A 19,239-nucleotide genomic window follows, 5' to 3' on the forward strand; every position below is an offset into this window, starting at 1 on the left:
GATGCTCGCAAGACGCGGCTCTCCAATATCGTTCAAGAGACCGGCGCGAAGACGATCCATTATCTCTACGACTTCGGCGACAGCTGGGATCACGTGATCAAGCTCGAAAAGTGGTTCGACAACACGACAACGGAGGGACTTCCGTTCTTGCTCGAGGCCGCTGGCCGTTGTCCTCCGGAAGACGTCGGCGGTGCGCCGGGTTATGCCGAATACCTCGACGCCATCGGCGACCCCACCCATCCAGAGCACGAACATATGCGCCTCTGGGGCCCGGAGCGGTTCGATCCCAACGTCGTCGACCGGAAGGCGCTCGAAGCCGCCGTCAACGCGTTGTCCGACGCATGGAAACCGCGGCGACGCGCCACGCGAACAAGATAGGCGTCAAGCGCCATTCAAAAGGGCCGCAGAGCTACGCTTACGCCCGAAGTGAGATCACACTCGAATCGGTTAGCTTCGATACTGAAACAGATAGCCACCTATGGTTCACAAGCAATCACGCCGCCGACGGGAATGATCCGCCTGGTGCATGCGCGCGAACTGACTTCCGATCGCTTGTCAGTTGCGCGTACTTCCAGGCTCGCTGACGTCATGCGCGGCCGACGACGCAACCGTTCTGACGAACTTGTTCGTGAGAGCTGCAGAATGGCAAGGCTTGCGGGACAAAGAGGACGAGAGCGTAATCTCACCTTGATCAGCGCCACCTAATAGGCTGTGCGATGCAAGCAGTCGACGCCTTGCGGTCTTCTCGCCCCTTCCGTTCGCCCTGCTGCTGGCTGGGTCGCTGATCAGGTCAGCCGCAGCGCATCGTATCACGTTACCCCTTCGTGCTCGATCACCACGAGCCATCGTGCAGCGCCCGCTCCGGAAGGTCTTCGGCGAGTGTCCAGCACTCTCCGCGTATCCGATTCGAAGTCACCACAGCGCTGCCCGTAGCAGTCGGAGGACCTCGCTACGGCCGGAGTGACAGTTCGCGACAGATTGCTCAATGGTTCCAATCAGTCGACGCGACATGTCAGGCCTGATATCTTTCATTGAGCCTCCTGCTCCGTGTCATCTTATTCAGCTGGAATAGTTTACTCGAACTTGCGGAGGTCCGCGTCTCTGCGTAGCAAATCGCCCAAGTTCCTTGCGGGCTGCTTGGTGAGTCACCAGATGCCGCTAAGATCCCGCTTCGCGAGACCCGCTGGCCAGTCCCTGAATTGACCCGTTAACGGCGACCCATGCCGTCTCGCGCTCTTAGCCGTTCCGGATCAGCTTCCACGACGGCGCGCTCCCGAATGCTTCCAGTTCGCGGGCGCTTTGCTGATGGATTCGGATCGGCGGGCTTAATCCTGTTTGCTTGAGCCGGTAAGTTCGCCGGCACCGCTACTTTCGGATGGAGATCGACGAGAACCTTGCTGAGGCCACATCGAGGGAGCACTGCTCAACGCGGTCTGCCCAACTTGCCTGAGAACTTCGACGGACGTCTCGCCGCGAGAGGCGGCTTCTAGAATTTTGGAAGCGACGTGCGCTCGGATGCCGGTCTCGTGCCGCGACAGATCCTTGCACACTTCATCCAGAATTCGACGGAGACAGGCGATAGTTTCGGAGTTGAGCATACAAGGTCTCCTCCAATGGAGCGGTGCAATGACTGCACTGCACGGCGAATCTCACGACATAAATGTTAGCAATTGCCAATGTGAACGGCGGGCGAGATTGGCGCTTAAACCTCTTCACTTAAGGTTGCATGATCATACAATGAAGAACGTCGCGCGTCATCAAGTCTAATGTCTTTAGAAGATTACCGACATGCTCGGGCAAGTCGTTCGATAGTGTGATGGTCTTGTCCACGCCAAGCTGAGCCTCGCGGTTGAACGTATCCGCTACGCGGCGCGTCATCAATGATCGGCGATTTGTTCGATCTCGTGAACCCAACAAGCGATGACGCAGATGGCCCGCGTGCGCGATCCAGTTCACGTTCCGAGTAGATGTCTGCGCAATCTACATGCGCAGCTCGAGAGCACCTCCTGAGTTAGCAGCACCGAAGAACATCACGGCTCTACTCCTGATAAACGCTCTAGTCCCGGCCAGTTCAGCCTTGCCTGATTGAATTCATCAGCCAAGCCTGGCGCGCCCCGGCACGACTTGGCAATCGAATCAAGGACCGTCGCCGTCATCCGATCCTAGAAAGGAAGTCCGGCGACTCTCTTTCACTGAGTGACACGTCCTCAATACGCGGATGAGTTTACGCGGATAGTGTTCTTCCCAAAGGTCAGCATGGTCTACCGTCGGGCGACGAGCTTCCAAGGTAACGGCTTTCTTACAGCGTCTTCAAATACTCTAGAAGCGCCCGCCGTTCGGCGTCGCTCAATTCTGGCCCGATGACTCCAGCCGGCAGCTTCGTTATATCGGTTTCCTTGCCCTCAAAAGAATGCCCGCGATTGCTATTCCCAAGCAGCGATACGTTGAAGTCCGTCAGGCCGGCCGCGCAGGCGTCGTTCGCTCGCACTTTCACAACGAGCCCGCCGTTAACAGGATCGAATTTGCGACTGCCAACGCAGAAAGAGCTCGGCCGCCGGCCCTGCGGTAATAACATGTCCTTTAGCGTCGGCACGGACCCGTTGTGCAGATACGGAGCTGTTGCCCAAACACCGTCCAGCGGACGCGCGCGGTACTGAGGTTGAAAGGCAAGGACTTCTTCGTCCTTGCCGTTACGGCGCGCCCGCGCTCCAATGTATGCTCGCGGGTTTTGGCAATTCTTCCTCGGCCCCCACATCTGCTGCTTGGTATCTTCGGAAGAGTTGTTCGCGAGGTTCCATTGATCGATCGTCTTGCCCACGACATCCATCAGCGCGAGGACAAATAAGGGATTTGCCGCATTATCGGCCGGAAGGCCGCACCCCCAGGCTTTGTTCAGGTCATCGACCGGATTGAGGCCGAGTGACGCGGGTAAGTGAACGCGCCGGGTCGTCAGGACATTGGATTGCTGAGGATCGGTGCCGATCACGTTCACCGGCAGCTGAGCGACGTTGAAATAATGGCGTCCGCCGATCTCCACCCAATTCTTTTCGCCCTTGGCAGAGCGGTCCGGGTTCTCCGGCTTCCAGAACGAATCGTCCGGCCACTTTGCATCGAATGCGGGATCATTGACCGGCCCTCGGTGGCATTCAAAGCAGTGCGAGCGATAAAGATCGCGACCTTTCTCAACGAGTTTTTCGTCGATGGCCCAGGCCGGGTCGCCTCGGAATCTGTCCTGCGCATCCTTCCATCGTGGCGCGACAAGCCCGTTGAATTTCCTGCCGCTTGCTTCCGCCGACGAAAAGGGATCGGTACCACGCAAAAGCTCCTCGAAACGCGCAATGTCCGACAGATGGATGGATGATTCAAAAAGCGGCCGTCCCGGCGCGGGTGCCCTCATATTGATTTTCGCGCTGACGCCGAGCGCTTCGCCAGAATTGCGAACAAGCTCGTTGAGAACAGAGGCGTCATACTGCGCCCAAAGGAAGTACGGCGTGTCCCAGATCGGCGGAAAACTCACGGGAGCGTCGTTCCGCGCAAAGTTGCCCTTGAGGAGCGGATCTGGGAGTTCGCCGGTCGCCGGATCTAGGAAATTGGTATAGAAGACTTGGTTGCCGATCCGGTTCAAGGCATCAAGTCGGCCGAACCCCTCGTCGAGATTCGTCACGCCCTGCCTCGTCAACAGGCTATCATTTGCCGCCTTTTGCTTCTTGATCTTTTGAAATGCGAGCTCCAGATCACGTCGAAGCTTCCCGCGGTCGACGCTTCGACCTTCAATGTTTTCCAGCCGGTCGGCGAAGCGTTCAAACCGCCAACGCAACATCAGCGTATAGCCGATCGATAACCCAATGACCCGTTCAACCTCGCCAAGATTGACCATCGCTGGCCCGCCATCGTAGCGAATGCTGACATTCTTGTACTCGAGATGCCCGGTATGACAGGCGGCGCAGGTTAGTCCGATCTGATCTTCGTAGAAGCCTCCCGTTGTCGGGTCGACGCCCCCTTTCAGGATCGCGAAACCGACAGGCAAACCATTGGCATTGTCAGGCGCGCTCGCTGTCCAAGTGGAGCTAACGCCCTTGGCGTCCTCCTGATAGCCGTACGCAGGTGAGCTAGCGTCAAACTCCTTTGAGCTCGGACTTGGGATGAAACCAAGGCGTCGCAAATATTCGTTATCGGTCAGGCTCGTGTAGCGGACCGACAACTCAGGACGCTCCAGAGCCAGGAACCATTTATAGGGCACAGGAATAGTCGCCGTGCCTTGGGACGTGTGGTGGAACCAGTAACGCTGCCGCGAACTCCAGTTCTGCGGCAGCCAGTATGCGCTGTCGATTTTCGATGGTGCGGGCAGTGTCGCGGGTAGCAATTGGGCAACCAGATTTGCGTCATTCTTGACTTTAAGCGCCGCATCGCGAAGCTTCTCGGGTGCGAAATACGCCATCCCTATTGACGCCGCCACGACGAATACAATCGTGGACACGAGAGCGACGACGTGAGGCCAGCGCCTCACCACGCCACCCACCCAAGAGCTGAACGAACGTGCCCCCATCCTAAACTCTCCTTGAATCTCAAATGCGCCTGCTGCGCGCGAGCGTGCCAGCCAGCAATGCGCTTATTACTTGTTCAGCAATTGGCCATTGATGAAGGTGACGACGTCAGCGGTCTCGGCTGCCGCGCGCCGCGTTATGGTCGCGGCCGCTGGGCCACCATGCAAGAACGAGGGAAACCAACCGAAATTGCGAACATTCCAGTCTTCTTTCGGTAGAACGGCTCGGTTCACCCCACGCACCGCGAAGCCTTGCAGTTTCCTGGCCAGCGGCTGCGCGGTTTCGGTGTGACAGCTCACGCAGTCCGTATTGAAGAAATGACTCTTCTTCGTATCCGCAATGACATTGACGATCTCGAGTACGCGGCTATTGGGGACGTTGGCATCGATGAAATCGGCCGTCGAAACACCCTTACGATTGGCAAGCGGCAGAGGAGGATTCTGCAGCGCCGCGTGGCGACACGTCGTTGGATTCTGGTTATTTGTGGCAGGCCGCGGGCGCACGTGCGTCCCGCCGACGATGCTGAACATCTGCGCGGCATGAAGGCCATCGAGCGTCGGGCCAGGCACTGGAATCAACCCGGCCTGCGGGTCCCTTAGCATCGAGACGAAAATCCAGGGTTCGGGCGGTGAAATCCCCATGACAGCCATGGTGTTGAGACGCTGCGGCGAGAGATGCTTTTCCAGTAAAGCTTTAACCGCATCACGAAACGGCTTTGCGGATGCACCGACAAGGCCCGGGTGCACGTTCATGTCACCGGCAGTCGAGACCTTGACATTGCCGAACTTTCCTGCCGCAAGTTGATCACGCAAAGATGCAACGTCACGAACGATTGCCTTGAAGGCTTGATCGTCAGGTTTAAATCGGGGGAATGGCGCACAACCATCAAGAGGTGGATCGGGCTCAAGGTTGAATCCGAAGATAAGATGACCGGCAGTATCATGGACCTTGAATCCTTCAGGGCCATTGGTCACCGGCTGAATGATCAGGCGGATTTGCGGTTGCCGGCCAAACTGGGCGATGACATCAGCAGATAATCCCGGGGCTCCCGGATCGATCCGGATGCCCGCAACGAACCAGGCATCGATCTTTTTCACGGTATCAGGCAGCTGAATGCGGCGCGCGCCCGAGGCCGGCACGCCTTCGCGTTCTGGCTTTTCGGCGTTTGCGATAAAACGCGCGAAGTCCTCGTCGGACAAAAGCCGCTGCGGAGCCCCAGCGGGGCCGGCGAGATCGGAAACCGCGATCAGATTACGGAGGTCTGCCGGAGCCTTGGGTGGAGGAAACAGGATAGACACATCGTTGGCCGAAAGCGGCTTCGATGGCGTGTCGGCCCGGACTGTTCCTGCTCCCCAGGCACCGGCGACAATCAGCCCAGCTACGGACAGACTTGTCAACAGCCGACCAAGCTTTGACTGGCGGATTTCACCTTTTGCCATCGTCGGCAATTCCCCTGTAGGATTGAAAAATCAAAAGCACGATGTAGACCGGTTTCCGGCACATAATCCCCCGCACGCGGCGCGCGGCCGGGGATCAGGATGCTTACTCGCTGCCGTAAAATTTGCTCTGCAATGTCTTGAGTTGCGTCGGATGTAGCGCGTCTTCGATGCAGTCGAGAAACATCTGGCTTCTTGCATTGACACGCTCCCTATCGGCTGGGCCATGCTCCATGTCGGTTTGCAACGCGCGAACGGCGATCCAGTCCTTCGACGAATCCTTGAGTAGCTCGAACAGCGTTCGGTTCTGATAGGGACGAAGCCGAAAGTGAGCGAAAGCGACCTTGGCTGAGATCTTCGCATCACGCAGCGCGTCGGGAAACGTGAGGAGATCGAGCCCCGCCAGTTCTCCGATCTCCTGCATTTGATTCTGCGCTTCCTGATATTGCTCGCGTCCCACCAGTTGATACATGCCTCGCGGACGAAACAGCCAACCGTCGTCCGTTCCCACCTGGTTTCCGAACGGGTTGCCCTCGTAACCAAGAACAAAGTTGGCCAACTCCTTGGGATGGTTTAGCAATGCGTCCATGCCGACGGGCGGTTTGTTCGTGGCCGCTAGGTCGGCGTTGTTCTTTTCTATCCGATCGCGCCATTTGCGCGGCAGTTGCGAGACCGCGCTGTAAGAGAAGTCTTCGCTGCTGCGTGTAAAGTCGGCGCTGTCGTAGGAGATTGCCCCCAGGATATAGGCCAGGATCCGCGGATCGGACTCCTCGATGCGGTCCCATTCCTGCAGCAAGGCTTTGACCCGCTCGGCCTGGAAATATGCCATATAGCTCTTTCGATATGGCGGCACCGGCGCGGGAGCCGGCGAATGGTCCTTGATGGACTGCGCCAGCTGGTGCTCGTACGCAGACACTTTATCCTGGTATTTCTGACGGCCGCGCTCCTGCAACCACTTGCTCTCATAGCAGGCAAGTAACGGCTGCGGTTTGATCTTTGGAGCGGGCCTGTATTCTTTGTCTAACTCGTCAGCGTAAGCCGCCTGAGCAAGCTTGGCTTGTTTGAGCGTTTCAAAGGCGGATGCGACGGATCCGTTCAAGAGATGAAACAACTTCACTTGCAGGCAATCGGCATTGCTCTGCTTCTTGCGGGATTGATCGAAGTCATCCTTTGGCACACAATCCCAAAAGCGGCCGCTGCTCAGCGAGATGAGATCTTCGGTTTTCTGGGATAGCGTCCAGCCAAGGGGCAGGTTGTAAAACGAGCCTGTTATGTCGATTCGACCGAACGTTGGGAAGCGTTGCACGCTGGCCGTTACGTCGCTCGTTGGCCGACGATCGATAATGTTCGCGTGGTTGAGGGCAACATAGGTCCGAGAGCTTCGCGTGCTCAAGAGCGCGCGCACCGGCTCCATGAGCTCACCGAACATGAAAGAGCCGTGATCTCCGAACTGACCGCTCACCAGCGACAGCAGATAAATCCGGAATTTTGGCGCGTCAGATGTGCCCTTGATGCTGTTGAGCCGTTCAATCAAATCGAGCGCGGTCTCTATTCCGGAATTCTCGACATATCCTCCGTCCACAAGGCGCGCCTGCGGATTGGCGGTAATACAATCATTCCGCAAGGAGACCGTCGCTGCCGGCGTCACCCATGGAAACCGCGCGCTCGTGAAGGCCGCAGCGCTAAGCGGAATCCGCAGAGAGTGGCTCTTGACAATTTGATCGGCTCCGGTGCCGGCACGATCAAGCATCGAGAGAATACAGAGGTCTTTGTCTTTCGCGTGGAGCGGGTCGATATCGAAGGGAGAGAGGACAACGCGTTTGCCGCTACCGGCATCTGTCGTGTTCAACAAAAGAGCCGGCATATTGTTGGAAGGTGTCCAATGTGACTGAAAATCGGCCTTTAGCAGATTGGATTGGTCGCCGGCGCCCTTTTGGTTCTTGAGCATTCTGTCTACAGCATTCTCGAGCGTGTACTCCAGAAAGCGCGCGCGATCAAAGCTTGGGATAGCGAGCGGAGAAAACAGCTGGGTGAAGTCGGTAAATAGAAAACCCGCAACCAAGGGCGAGAGAAAATCCGTTTCCAAGACACTTGCAACGCGCTGTTCTACCTGCCCAGAGGCATCGATATCCTCAGCCCGGCCGACGCCGGCCAGAAAGTCGGCGATCTTCGGGCATGTCTTTGCGTCGGGAGCAATCCTATCAAGTGGCGCATCGTCGGCATGAAGCGCAGCTGCGAAGATTGCCGAGCCGACGCTGCCTCCGGAGACGCCGCTTATCGCAAACAGATGCTGGCGAAATGCCGGACAGAGATCCTGCATCCTGGCAAGAAAGCGCGCCGCATTGTTGGCCGCGTAGATGCCTCCGCCCTGGGCGGCCACAATGAATACCGGATATTCTCCGAGCCTCTCGGCCTCGGCCAGGCGCGGTTTTTGCCGAAGCCAATCCCGAAATGCTTCGGCTGCAGAAATGCGCGTCTCTTCTGATGGGCCAGTCGCTCCGGCCACCCTGCGCAGCCCGTGGTCATCGCCTCCGAACAATGAGGCAACCAGGAATAAGCCGCCAAACACAACAGGTATAAAAGGAAAATTGAATCTGATCGTCAGCAGCGCAAAGTGCGTGGTGAGACCGGCCACGCATATCGTAAAGAAAGCGATTACGCCGAACGATCCGACGAATTGTGCAAGCCTGTCCGGAAACAAAACGAACCCGGTCGTACACAGGGCGATGCCGCCGATCGTGAGCGCGAGAAATCTATAGCGGATGAAATAGGCGATGTTTGCCCGGTTCGCGAGTGCGGCCGAGCGGTCCTTTGATCCCATCCGCCAAGCGAATACGACAAACAAGGCGAGCACGATCAACATGAAAAGCGCAAGGATGAGCAGCACGTTCCGCTCGAACGCGAGCGCTTGATCCTGGATGCGGAAGATGCTTCCGACTTCCTCGACCTCACCGATCTTTTCAGCCGGGCGCGAGGCGAGTTGACCGGCCGTCGCGGCGATGATCGGCAACGCACCGAGTACAATGGGTGCAACTTTGATATAAAACGCCACGCGCCCCCTCGCGGGCGGGATATGAGGCAGGGTTGCGGCGCTAAGCTGAAAAGCGGCCGCCCAGATCGTTAGCGCAATCACGCCCACGGCGACGAACTCCTTGAGCGTTACCCACCCAATGTCGTCAGCGGCTATCCGGTAGAGCTCCTGAATCTGATCTGGCAAGTACAGCAAAACTGAAATGAACACTGAAAAGATAGCGATCCACCGGAGGTTGCGCGACAATGTAAAGAGCTGCTCGCGCACAGTCATCGCCTCAATTTCCATACTGTCCATCGAAGATAGTCCTGAGCGAAAAAAGGCCTGGATTCTGCAAAATCGTACAGCCCTCGTCGAAGGCATTCGGCGGCCCGCGACAAATTGACGGGAGATCTCCTGTCGGCACCGCCCTGGAAATTGAGAACATAACCTACAGTAGTAGCGGGATTTATCGAATATTCTCTTGAATCGTCAAGAGATTTTCGATGCTGAGGATCAACACCCGTGATGTCAGCGTTTTCCGCTCTCGATCCGCCACCTTGCGCACTTTTTCTTCATTCATTCGAATAGAGCGCAACAATCCCGCATGGCCAGCTCGATCTCATCATCAGCCGAACCGACCTCGGATCATCATCACTCGCTATGGCCTCAACACTTGGCACTCGCGGCGCTTCAGGCAGTCTGCCGCTTTATTGAGGTCTCGCGATCTCACGCCGCTTGAACTCACCGATCCACAACTTGCTTATCCAGCCGCTGAGACACGTGACGTCGGCTCGTCCTGGTTCGTTCCGGGTCGCCACCAGCACATCCGCAGTGCTAGCCGTCGGACATGTCTCTCCCACTGCTCGACGGAACGTTCGAGACTGTTCCTGACGTGCCTGTAGTAGACTGCGCAATCCTTGATGCGGCAGTTCCGCTTAACGAGCACGGCTCGCGGTCGGACGGCGTTGGGCAGGATCCGGCCGCACGCCTTGTACTTCCCGATGAGCAGGTCGCAATCGACGACAAATCTGGAAGGACCGCGCTACCTTTCTCCGGCGCGAGCTGGTGTCAGTCACTCCAAACGACGGATACGCCGTGGGATAGATCTTTCGACCCGACGCGGCGTCGGCGCGTCGTTCAACTTCCTACCTGTAGTGCGCCCGCATCGCCGCGCTTCATGGATGCGGGCGCAAGCTCAGCCTCCTCGGTTCAGACCAGATGGACAACCTCCTGGGAGACCACAGCTAGGCGCGGGCTCATAACGCGCCGCCAGCCATAGCCGGACAGATGCGTGTTGGACAAAGGCAAGATAGTTTCGGGTATTCTCCTTCGCTGTTGGATCAGTCGGTCTCTTCGATGATGCGACGCTCACGGGGCTCGACAAGTCTCGCCGCGTTGAGGTCGGAGGAGAGGGTCGTCAGAGCAAAGAAGCAAGACAACTTCTATCTCGGCAGGCGCAAAGCCGGCGCATCGACCGGTCCGACATGCAACTGCTTTCTCTCATGCCGCTTGAACCAGCATCCTACGTGCACTTGACCGGCCGTTGCCAAACTCGAGGAAACTATCTTTGGCCGGCGGCGCGCCAAAGGCCGCCTCTGTACTTCGGGCTGAGCAGCCTGTAAGTTGCATTTAAGGTGAGGTAGATGTACGGGCGCGCGCAGCCGCGGATTTTTGCGCAGGCGGTTCAGACGATAAGGTCGTCTATCCACTCGATCGTTCCCGATGATCGATTTCTTGCGACGGTGGCGACCAAGTTCCCATGAATATTTGCCGACGCGCTTTTTGCGTCGTCTCCTTCGGTAAAATTGTCGTTCGCGAATATTGGGCGGAGAAAGAATGCGGCAATGAGTGATCTCGCTAAGGTAGAATCGTTCTGCTCAAGGAATCGGGCGGGTTTCAAGCGGCTTGTCGAAGAAGTCCTGGCAGCCTGCGAGCAGGTTGAGGATTCCACGGTAGGTCTGATCTATCGTTCGTACAGTAGGGGAGAAAAACAGGCCGGCGGAGAGGAGCTGAAAGACGCAGCGAAGATTTTAGACAAAATCGATCCTCCGCTCACCGATGGAAAATTGACGGAGCTTCATGACATTATTGGAGTAACGATCGTCATCTACTACCCCGATGATGCTTTGCAGATACTCGACATGCTTTCGGCCGTGCTTGGCAAAAAGGGAATCCGACCAGTCGGAGACCCGAAGTGGCATAGCGGAGGGTACCATGCGTTGCACGCCGTATTCCGCTCCAGTGGAGGGGCTCATGCCGGTCTACGTTGCGAAGTCCAGATCAAGACGGTACTTCATGATGCCTGGTCGGCGAAAATGCACGACCTTACCTACAAGCCCGCCGGCGCGATCGATGGTCGATTAAGCGGCCTAATGGGAGCAATTTCGAGCCAGATCGAAGGAATCGAGCAACAAAGCATCACTATACGGAATATTATAAATGGCAGGCACAGCCTTGAAACCAGAGCCTTCCAATCGCTTTGTGAGCACATGATTTCGGTTTTAGGAGAAGGAAGACTCGAACCACTCAGGGCGGGAAGTCCAGAAGCTGCGGCTCTATGGGAGCGCATTGATGTTCTTCGAGCCGAATCCGCCGACGGCAATTACGATGTCCATAGATTGAACGCTATTGTCGACGAGATCGACACGCTTTGCGCACAACCTCCTCTTGTGAAGTTCGGCTGGTTGCTTATGACAAAAGTGGCGAGCGGGCTACTTTTCGGGGACCGTTCGCGAGAACTCAGCATTCAGATCGAGCGGTTCATTGACTATTCGACGAGCAATCCTGCTGACCCAGATCTGAAATCTGAGGTATTGCTTTCGATACCCAACGCTTTTTATGTGGCAGGCGATCTGAGACGGGCTGCGGAATACTGCGAACGCTTGACGTCTAGCAATCTCACCGGAAGGTTCGACGCAGACACGCAGCTCGTGCTGAACTTCAATCGCATCACATATCTCTTGGAGCTAGAACATCTTCGGCCAATGAGAAACAAGTCACATCTCCAGACCTTGAAGGCTGATGTGGAGAAGATTCTCGGAGATGAGCGATTTCAGAAGTTGGATGCACTCAAATCTGCGTTCATGGACACACAGGGTCTGTTCAGGATCGTGTTCGGAGAAACACCAGCGGAGGTCCGGCAAGGAATCGAACTCTGCACAGAATCGGTAAAACTCGCCGCGGAATTTGAGAGGGACGTCGCCGAGGCCTGCTTAAACTGGCGCCTGGAAGCGGGCTGGCTGCGCTACTTTGACCTTACGGCCAAACCCGAGAAATTCAGCCCAAAACGATCGGACGGCAAATCATAGTAACCCTCCTCAGTGGAACTAAGACATCACTACCGCAAGCTTCAGATTCTTGCAATGCGGAAGTTCGACGGTCAGATAACACTTTCTTAAGGACTTTCAATACCATGCATATTGTGAAAGTTCCTCTCGCGGGTGGAAATACCACTGAAATCCAGGTCCCTGAGGGGATCTATAAGATTGCCTGTTCCCTCCCCTACGGGCACCGCTTTTACTTCGTCACGGACACAGGTGAAGAAATCCCGATCGCAAAATTGGCTCAGAAACGTGCTCGGCCCGATGGCATCGCGAACGCTGCACTCCTGATGCAAAAAGCCTCTTCCGGAATGATTCCGAAGAGGGAACCCATTTCCGTCACCCTCTTGGAAAATGGCCTATTCCTAGTCCTTGACGGTAATTCAACCGTCACGATAGCAAGAATGGCATCTTGGCCCGCAGTTTGGTGCAAGCGCAAACCCTGAGACTCTTATTATTCTCAATGCGCGTGTTCATGTTTTGTTCACAACCCAGAACCGGTTCGGTGGACCAGACAGACTGAAGTCAGGCGATGTTGTTCGGTTGCTCAGCCAAGGAAAAACGCCAGCGTGCCTGTCAGAGTCCCTCGGGGACGAGCTCAACGTCATCTTGCGCGACGAAACCGAGAGCTCGGCGAACGAAGCACGTAAGCCAGATCCGCACCGCAGGCTATTTTAGCCAATAACTTCACGATCTGAAGGGCGGTGTAGCGTTGTAGATGCTGAAGCGCCCCGCTTCACTGCGAACGAAAGTTGCGGTGACCGCGTCAGAATACAATCGAGCTGCGGTCGGACTCAATCGATCGGCCGACAACAATGCACCCGTAGCGACCAACGCGGACGACAAAGCGTTGAACAGCCCCTGAGAGGCGATCGGATCGAACGCCATCGCCGCATCGCCCACTGCAATCCAACCTTCGCCCGCAGCTTGTGAGAGGATGCATGCGGATGCGTCCACGCTGAGTAGCGCGTGTCCAGCCGGTGTCCCGGAGGCGCGAATGCGCCAATTTTGTACGCGCCCTTGCGGTCCATGGATGCGGTAGGACCAGGTCGGTCCATCGCTGCGATAATCGAGCCACGATGCGGAGTCGGCAGTCGCGTCGACGGCCGCATCCTCGACCAGTTCGGCGACCATGCGATCCCGGACGGCCACGCGTGCACCCCGACGCCGCGCGATCGCGGCGGCGCGGCCGGTGGCATCGACGACGATTTCCGCAAGCACGAGTTTCACCCCGGATGTATCGCTTACACGACAGATAACCCTGCGGTCCGGCATGACGCCGATTGCGCGCAACCCGCAGAACGTAACTCCGGCGGCGACAGCCTCTTCGCGAAGGCGCTCGTCGAAACGGACGCGATCGACCACATAGCCCAGGCGGCAGGGATGACGCAAAAAGTCTTCGTACTCCCGCTCGCCCGAGCGGCTGGTTCGCCGAATGCCGAGACAGCCCCTCGCGATCGCCGGATCGGCCAGCAGATGATCGAGTCCTAGCGCCGCGACGGTGACAAGCGACGCCGGCGCGAGGAGCTCCAGGCGAGTCGTCCGAGAGTTGCCGGATTCCGCGACAACGACCGCGCGGCCCTTGAGGGCTAGTAGGCGTGCGGCGGTCAACCCGGCAGGCCCCGCGCCGACCACGAGACAGTCGGTGCGCAACACGTCCAAAGTCAGATCTCGCCTTGGCGATAGGTCCGCTTCGGCGGCGGAGTCGTCGTGCGCGCGGCGCGCCGCTGCGCCAAACCTGCCATCGCCTGCTGCGAGAAAAGGCTCTCGATGTTTTCGACGGCGTGGTACTTCGGATCGGTCGTAACATCGATCGGCACCCCGTTATCGGTGCGTCCCTGCTCGACGCGCACGTCCTGCACAGGCAAAGATGCAGGCGCACTCTTCACCGGCAGCACCATGCCGAGCTCTGACCATTCCGCAATCATGTTCGACAGGCGGTCGTAGTAATCGTTGCCGCGGATGTCGCGCAGCCAGTCCACCCGGTTCATCAGGTGCTTGAAAGTCTGCTGTTGCGTCGCCTCACCGAGCGGCACGATCGCGGCCGCACGTAGATAATTTCCGTCCGCCAGAACCTGATCAGGTGCACGGGCCCCCCAGAACGTCGGCATCGACAGGAATGTCGAGGGGAAATAGTCGGCGGCCGAATTGCATGAGGTATGATCGGTCTGCCAGGGCACGCCGAGGAAACGGGTGAGGCAGCCTGCGGCAACACCGTCGTGTGGGCCGTTCGCTCCGGTGCAGACTGCCGGCGTGAGAGTGCTCCCAAAGTCCTGCCGCGCAGGTTGCTCGCCGGGCAGGATTTTCAGACGATACGCTGATGTCCACATTAGAGGAATCCGCATCACCCATGTCATCTCCATCGCGGGATGGAACGGGCCGCCGAGACAGTCGTGCAAAGGCGCGCGCTCGAGATGCGCGACCTGGACCTCGGGAGGCAGAGCGAAGAAGTCCTGCGGCTGCGCCGGCGTATTCGACGACCCTTCGGCCTCAAATGTTCCGGCGGCCCAGCGCTTGAGGTGCGCGTACTGAGTCTTGGTCACGGCAAGCAGCGAATTCGTGGGCTTCGGCGGATTGCCGAAGAACTCGTCGACCGCATCGCCGAAGATCTGCGGGATTTGATCTTCGATCAGGGCGCCACCCGCACCTGGATCGCGAAACAACGCCAACGCTGCGGTGCGCCACGCCGCATTCGTAGGAGACCCGTCGTTGAGCTTCGCGACGACTTGCGGATTCTGCACGTCAAGCGGCGAGCCAAAGCCATGCACCACGAAAAGTCCGTGATTGACCCATTGCAGTCCGGTCAGGCGCTGAAACACCGGCAGCACGTCATTGGTGAACGAGGTCTTGACCGGTCGTGGAATCCATCCCTTGTCGTAGAAGACCTCCCGCACCACGTCGTCCATCGTCACGAGACCGAACAGGCCTGGCGCGTAATTCGGCGGCGTGACGCAGACATAGCCGGGCTCTGCATCGATAGGTGCACGCCCCGGAAAAGTCACCTGCGCCCGCACTGGCCCGTCGCTGACGTCATCGTGCCAACCTGGATTGTTGGCGAATGTGAGCGGCCGTATCCCTCTGCGGAACGGCTGCGACACTCCGTTGCCCCCCAGGAAAATCAGCCGTCCGTCGCCGTCGGTGCGAAGCTCACCGAGATAGACCGGCGAGCCCCAGAACGCGCCGTCATCCAGCCTGATCGGGCCAGCCGTCTGCCCCGTAATGCTTTTTGGCGCTGGAGTGATGTCGAGCTTCCACCTGGCGTCTGGCGAAACCAGCTCGCGGTTTCGCTGCAACGCGTTGTGGCTCAACGCGCCGAGGTCCATCGCCTGGTTGAAGTCGTACCAACCGGCCTTGAGGTTTGCGATGGTGACGCGCCACTCGATCTTCGCGGAGGCGGCCGTCACCTCCTGTACGCTGCCGTCCTTCATGTGGGCGTAGATGCGGAAGCGCGCGGCCTGGCGCTTGATCTCTCCGCTCGCGGTACGGAAGTCCTCGACAAAGCGGGCCGGCTGCTCCGGCGTCGTGCCCGGCAGGGTCGGCGCGCCACCGATCACTTCGGGGCCGATAACGTAATCGTCGGCGCCTTGGGCATTGCCGACGCGGGCGACGCCGATCGGCGGATAGATTTTCAGCGCTGCAATTGCGTTTGGATCGACCATCGTCTGACCTCGAGATCAAAAAGATTATTAAAAACAAAGCGAGGGCGGTCGCACGAGAATTGCCGCATGCCGTCGGCCACCCATCAGCGTGGATGGTCCGGCTCCTCCATCAGCTGTCCGTTCAGGCTGCGCCTCACGGCGGCCGAGGCCGGATAGGAGATGCGCCTTGCGTCGGCAATCGAGCCGAGCGGCCTGTTCTCGTACAAGGTCCGCCATGGCGAGAACGCAAGGCTCTCGCCATAGGCGGCCTGACCCGCCTGATCGATGTCTTGCGCCGGAATATCCAGCCGGGCGACGGGCACGAAGGGAGAGATCGTCTCCTCCCAGCGCTCGGTTGCGCGATCGAGGGGCGTGACGCTGTCGTCGACGAACGATTGCGCCTCCATCACGAAACTGATCGCACCGGCCTTGAGCCGCGCCTTAATATCCTCCGCGAGATAGACCGGGGATGGGCCCGGCGCGGCGGTCTGCACCGCTTGTGCGGGAATGAGACGATATTTGACGATCTCCTCGCCCACCGCATATGGCAGCGTGCTGTAATAACGCGCCGCCGCGAGACTATTTTCTTTCTTTGCCATCTCATTCAGGATCAGTAACGACCGCTTGTGGATTGCGGTGAAAGCGTTCGTTTCGTCTTCCGACGAGATCGCCGCCATTTCCTGCGCGTTGTTGACAAAAAAGATATCGCTGTTCTGGAAGATCAGGTCGGCCGTAGACGCGAGTGGATTGTCGGTTGCCAGCGTCGGGCCTTTGACCCCGAACAGCTTGAGCGCGAAGCCGAGGGTGTTGTTGTTCTGATCCGGAATGTTTGGCGGCACGTCGCTGGACCAGCGCATCCAAACATCATAGGGGCCGCCTTGCCACAGCCCCTTGCGAAGCTTCGCTGGGCACTCGTCCGCGACCGTTAGCTTGCCCTTCGCGGCGCCGTGCTGCTTGCGGAAGACAGCACGTTCGGCGGGCTTTTCGCCGGCCTCGATGCGCCGCTTCTGAAACTTGTCGATGAACGAGGCACGGATGTCCTCTATCGGCTCGATCACCGAGGGTGGCGGCACTGTGCTCTGCGGAGCAACCGCCGCGCCGAGCCCGCGCGACAGAAAGCGATGCAACATCGGACGTCCTCCCGGATCACAAAAATCGTTCGCACCAGAACTTTAGCGCGCTGGAGCCGCTCCCGGTACTGCATCTGGCGGCGTCAGCCGTGCGCGTCAAAACGACCGACCGGCACCGGCTAGCTTGATTCAATCTTAGCGAGTACTATAATTTGACCATACACCCGACGCCCACCTGAAGTCCACACTGCAAAGTGAAAGCCGAGCGTGTTGCGGGTCATCAAAACCGGAAAAATCACCATGTGCATGATGTGTGTGCATCGCGGTTCGGGCGTTCCCAGAATAAAAACTCGCAAGCGCCGCGCGCTCGGTCTAGCTCAGCCGCAGGCCGGCGTGCAGGTGCGCGGCGTCGAGATCGTCCAGTGCGTTCAGGACCTGGCGAACTCGGTGCCACTGGTCGCCGATAAAGCGACGATCGTTCGCCTCTATCTCGAGCCGACCTCGCTGTCGCAGCCCGGGCAGATCACAGCCGAAATTGCCTGGAGCCGGAGCGGAGGCGGAGACACGTTCCTCCCCGCCATCAACTTGCTTCGAGTGAACCCGGGCTCGCCTTTCAGCCTCCGCGAACAGCGGGAGGATCTCGACAAGAGCCTCAACTTTCGCCTGCCGGCCGAGGCTATCGGCGCGGGCCAGCTCAACTTGCGCATCAGCCGCATCTTCCAGCCCGGAGGCGGTGACCTTCCGGCGCCGGCGTTCAACATCGCGCCCATACCATTCGCGGCGGCCCCGCCGCTGCGTATCCGGGTGATCGGTCTTCGGTACAGGGTGGGCGCGACGACCGTCACACCCGCTGCGGTGCACTTTTCGTATCTCAGGTCGTTTCTCAATCGCGCCTATCCGGTCGCCACGCTCGAATGGTCCCATATGGTAGTGGACGCGGACTTTACCGCGCCGTTCAACGACTCGACCGTCGACCTCGCCAATGCGCAGATCGCCGCACTCCGGAGCCGCGAGGTGAGCAGCGGCGTCGATCCGCGCACGCACTATTACGGTCTGGTCGACGACAACGCGTCTGCCAACTTCATGCGCGGAAAGGCGTTCGCCATTCCGGGAACGGCCCAGCCTGATACTGTAGCTTCCGGACCCGCGGGTGTCCCTAACGGCTTTGCTGGCGATCGGGACGCCTCATATGCCGACTGGTACGGCGCTCATGAGCTCGGGCATACGTTCGGCCGGTTTCATCCGGGATTTCCTCCCGGTTCGCAGGACGCAAGCGATCCGCAGTTTCCCTATGAGAACGGTTGCATCAGCAAGCCGGACAACAAATATATCGGTGTCGACACCGGAGATCACGAACTCGGCTTGCCGGCCGCTGCCTTGCCGGGCCTCACATATCACGACGTGATGACCTATGCAGACAACCAGTGGCTATCGGCGTACACTTATCAGGCGATACTCACCCGGTTGCTGGAAGAGGACGCCCTCGGCCCGCCGGTCGCCTAGGAGGATCCGATGAAGACCGAAATCAAGACCGGATCATTCGTTCACGTCGTCGCCACCATCAACAAGACCGCTGGCGACGGCAAGATCATGTACGTTAACCCCTCAATTTCCACGGTTGCGTCGGACGCCGCCACCGACGACGAGGTGGAGCTTGTGGCCTACGACGCCAACGGCCAGGAAGTGTATCGTAACCCTGTCGTCGTCCGCCGATCATCCGCCGAACCCGACCGGCCGAACGATGTCGGCCTGATCCAGGCGGACCTTCCGCGCGTCGCTGGCATGAAGTCGGTAAGCCTCCAGCTCAAGGGGAAGGAGGTCAGCCGGTACGAAGCCGGGGCGGCGCCTCCCAAGCCGGCAGCAGGCGCGTTCGGGCTTGAGCTTGGCGGAGCTGCGGCAGCCAGCCGGCGGCCATTGAAGATCAACCAGCTCGCCGGCCTACAGCCTGTTGCCGGAGTGACCTACTCGGTCCAGGTCAGGCCAGACAACAAGTCGACGTGGGACACGATCGCGGTGAGTCGTCCCACTCCCGAGGTAGACGTCGATCGCAATCAGTTCGCGGGCGCCAAACGCGCCGAGGTACGCGTATTGCGGACGAGCGGATTCGATGAGGAAATCATCGCGGAAGATACTGTTGATTTGAAGTAGGCGCGCGAGCGGTCACCAGCTATACAAGGCCCGCCGGAGCTGCTATCTTACGTTGCAAGCGGGGATCGAA

The 19,239-nt window shown here is 58.6% G+C and carries 11 protein-coding genes; 5 read left to right on the plus strand and 6 right to left on the minus strand.

Translation table 11 applies throughout. The features are described 5' to 3' along the window. The coding region (locus tag GA0061098_RS26945) for a plasmid pRiA4b ORF-3 family protein (protein WP_129590941.1) at positions 1–378 on the plus strand (378 nt) is incomplete at its 5' end. A 1,921-nt stretch (positions 379–2,299) separates the two neighbouring features. Here GA0061098_RS26945 and GA0061098_RS26955 read toward each other — a convergent pair. The 3 genes from GA0061098_RS26955 to GA0061098_RS26965 form a co-directional block, all read right to left on the minus strand. Then, positions 2,300–4,438, minus strand: coding sequence for a di-heme-cytochrome C peroxidase (locus GA0061098_RS26955; protein WP_091964146.1), 2,139 nt, complete (start codon positions 4,436–4,438; stop codon positions 2,300–2,302). A gap of 174 nt (positions 4,439–4,612) precedes the next feature. Continuing rightward, complete coding sequence (locus tag GA0061098_RS26960; RefSeq protein WP_245323615.1) at positions 4,613–5,983, minus strand: hypothetical protein; 1,371 nt, start codon at positions 5,981–5,983, stop codon at positions 4,613–4,615. 103 nt (positions 5,984–6,086) lie between these two features. Further along, positions 6,087–9,308 carry a hypothetical protein gene (locus GA0061098_RS26965; RefSeq protein WP_245323618.1) on the minus strand — a complete coding sequence of 1,074 codons (3,222 nt, stop codon included), beginning with the start codon at positions 9,306–9,308 and terminating at the stop codon, positions 6,087–6,089. Between the two features lie 1,529 nt (positions 9,309–10,837). On the opposite strand from GA0061098_RS26965, the gene GA0061098_RS26970 reads away from it, so the two are divergent. Both GA0061098_RS26970 and GA0061098_RS45680 read left to right on the plus strand, forming a co-directional pair. Beyond that, positions 10,838–12,301 carry a RelA/SpoT domain-containing protein gene (locus GA0061098_RS26970; RefSeq protein ID WP_091963742.1) on the plus strand — a complete coding sequence of 488 codons (1,464 nt, stop codon included), beginning with the start codon at positions 10,838–10,840 and terminating at the stop codon, positions 12,299–12,301. A gap of 104 nt (positions 12,302–12,405) precedes the next feature. Then, the gene (locus GA0061098_RS45680; protein WP_091963745.1) at positions 12,406–12,759 is read left to right on the plus strand and encodes a hypothetical protein; all 354 of its coding nucleotides are present in this window, start codon (positions 12,406–12,408) and stop codon (positions 12,757–12,759) included. A gap of 241 nt (positions 12,760–13,000) precedes the next feature. Here the strand turns inward: GA0061098_RS45680 and GA0061098_RS26980 are convergent, their stop codons facing one another. From GA0061098_RS26980 to GA0061098_RS26990, 3 genes are all read right to left on the minus strand, one after another. Then, positions 13,001–13,969, minus strand: a complete 969-nt coding sequence (locus tag GA0061098_RS26980) for an NAD(P)/FAD-dependent oxidoreductase (protein WP_245323659.1) — start codon at positions 13,967–13,969, stop codon at positions 13,001–13,003. 8 nt (positions 13,970–13,977) lie between these two features. Then, entirely contained in the window at positions 13,978–15,972 is a 1,995-nt protein-coding gene (locus GA0061098_RS26985) for a LodA/GoxA family CTQ-dependent oxidase (RefSeq protein WP_091963751.1), read from the minus strand. An 83-nt stretch (positions 15,973–16,055) separates the two neighbouring features. Next, positions 16,056–17,081, minus strand: coding sequence for a catalase family protein (locus GA0061098_RS26990; protein ID WP_091963753.1), 1,026 nt, complete (start codon positions 17,079–17,081; stop codon positions 16,056–16,058). A 207-nt stretch (positions 17,082–17,288) separates the two neighbouring features. Between GA0061098_RS26990 and GA0061098_RS26995 the strand changes: the two genes are divergently transcribed. Continuing rightward, the gene (locus GA0061098_RS26995; RefSeq protein WP_129590944.1) at positions 17,289–18,524 is read left to right on the plus strand and encodes a zinc metalloprotease; all 1,236 of its coding nucleotides are present in this window, start codon (positions 17,289–17,291) and stop codon (positions 18,522–18,524) included. A gap of 9 nt (positions 18,525–18,533) precedes the next feature. Then, positions 18,534–19,169, plus strand: coding sequence for a hypothetical protein (locus GA0061098_RS27000; RefSeq protein ID WP_091963758.1), 636 nt, complete (start codon positions 18,534–18,536; stop codon positions 19,167–19,169). Positions 19,170–19,239: the final 70 nt, after the last annotated feature.

The organism is Bradyrhizobium shewense, assembly GCF_900094605.1.
Taxonomy (GTDB): Bacteria; Pseudomonadota; Alphaproteobacteria; order Rhizobiales; family Xanthobacteraceae; genus Bradyrhizobium; species Bradyrhizobium shewense.

Coding starts and splice junctions, on each gene's coding strand:
- GA0061098_RS26985 (WP_091963751.1), bottom strand. CDS start 15,972: ATGGTCGATCCAAACGCAATTGCAGCGCTGAAAATCTATCCGCCGATC.
- GA0061098_RS27000 (WP_091963758.1), top strand. CDS start 18,534: ATGAAGACCGAAATCAAGACCGGATCATTCGTTCACGTCGTCGCCACC.
- GA0061098_RS26955 (WP_091964146.1), bottom strand. CDS start 4,438: ATGGCGTATTTCGCACCCGAGAAGCTTCGCGATGCGGCGCTTAAAGTC.
- GA0061098_RS26965 (WP_245323618.1), bottom strand. CDS start 9,308: ATGGACAGTATGGAAATTGAGGCGATGACTGTGCGCGAGCAGCTCTTT.
- GA0061098_RS26990 (WP_091963753.1), bottom strand. CDS start 17,081: ATGTTGCATCGCTTTCTGTCGCGCGGGCTCGGCGCGGCGGTTGCTCCG.
- GA0061098_RS45680 (WP_091963745.1), top strand. CDS start 12,406: ATGCATATTGTGAAAGTTCCTCTCGCGGGTGGAAATACCACTGAAATC.
- GA0061098_RS26970 (WP_091963742.1), top strand. CDS start 10,838: ATGAGTGATCTCGCTAAGGTAGAATCGTTCTGCTCAAGGAATCGGGCG.
- GA0061098_RS26960 (WP_245323615.1), bottom strand. CDS start 5,983: ATGGCAAAAGGTGAAATCCGCCAGTCAAAGCTTGGTCGGCTGTTGACA.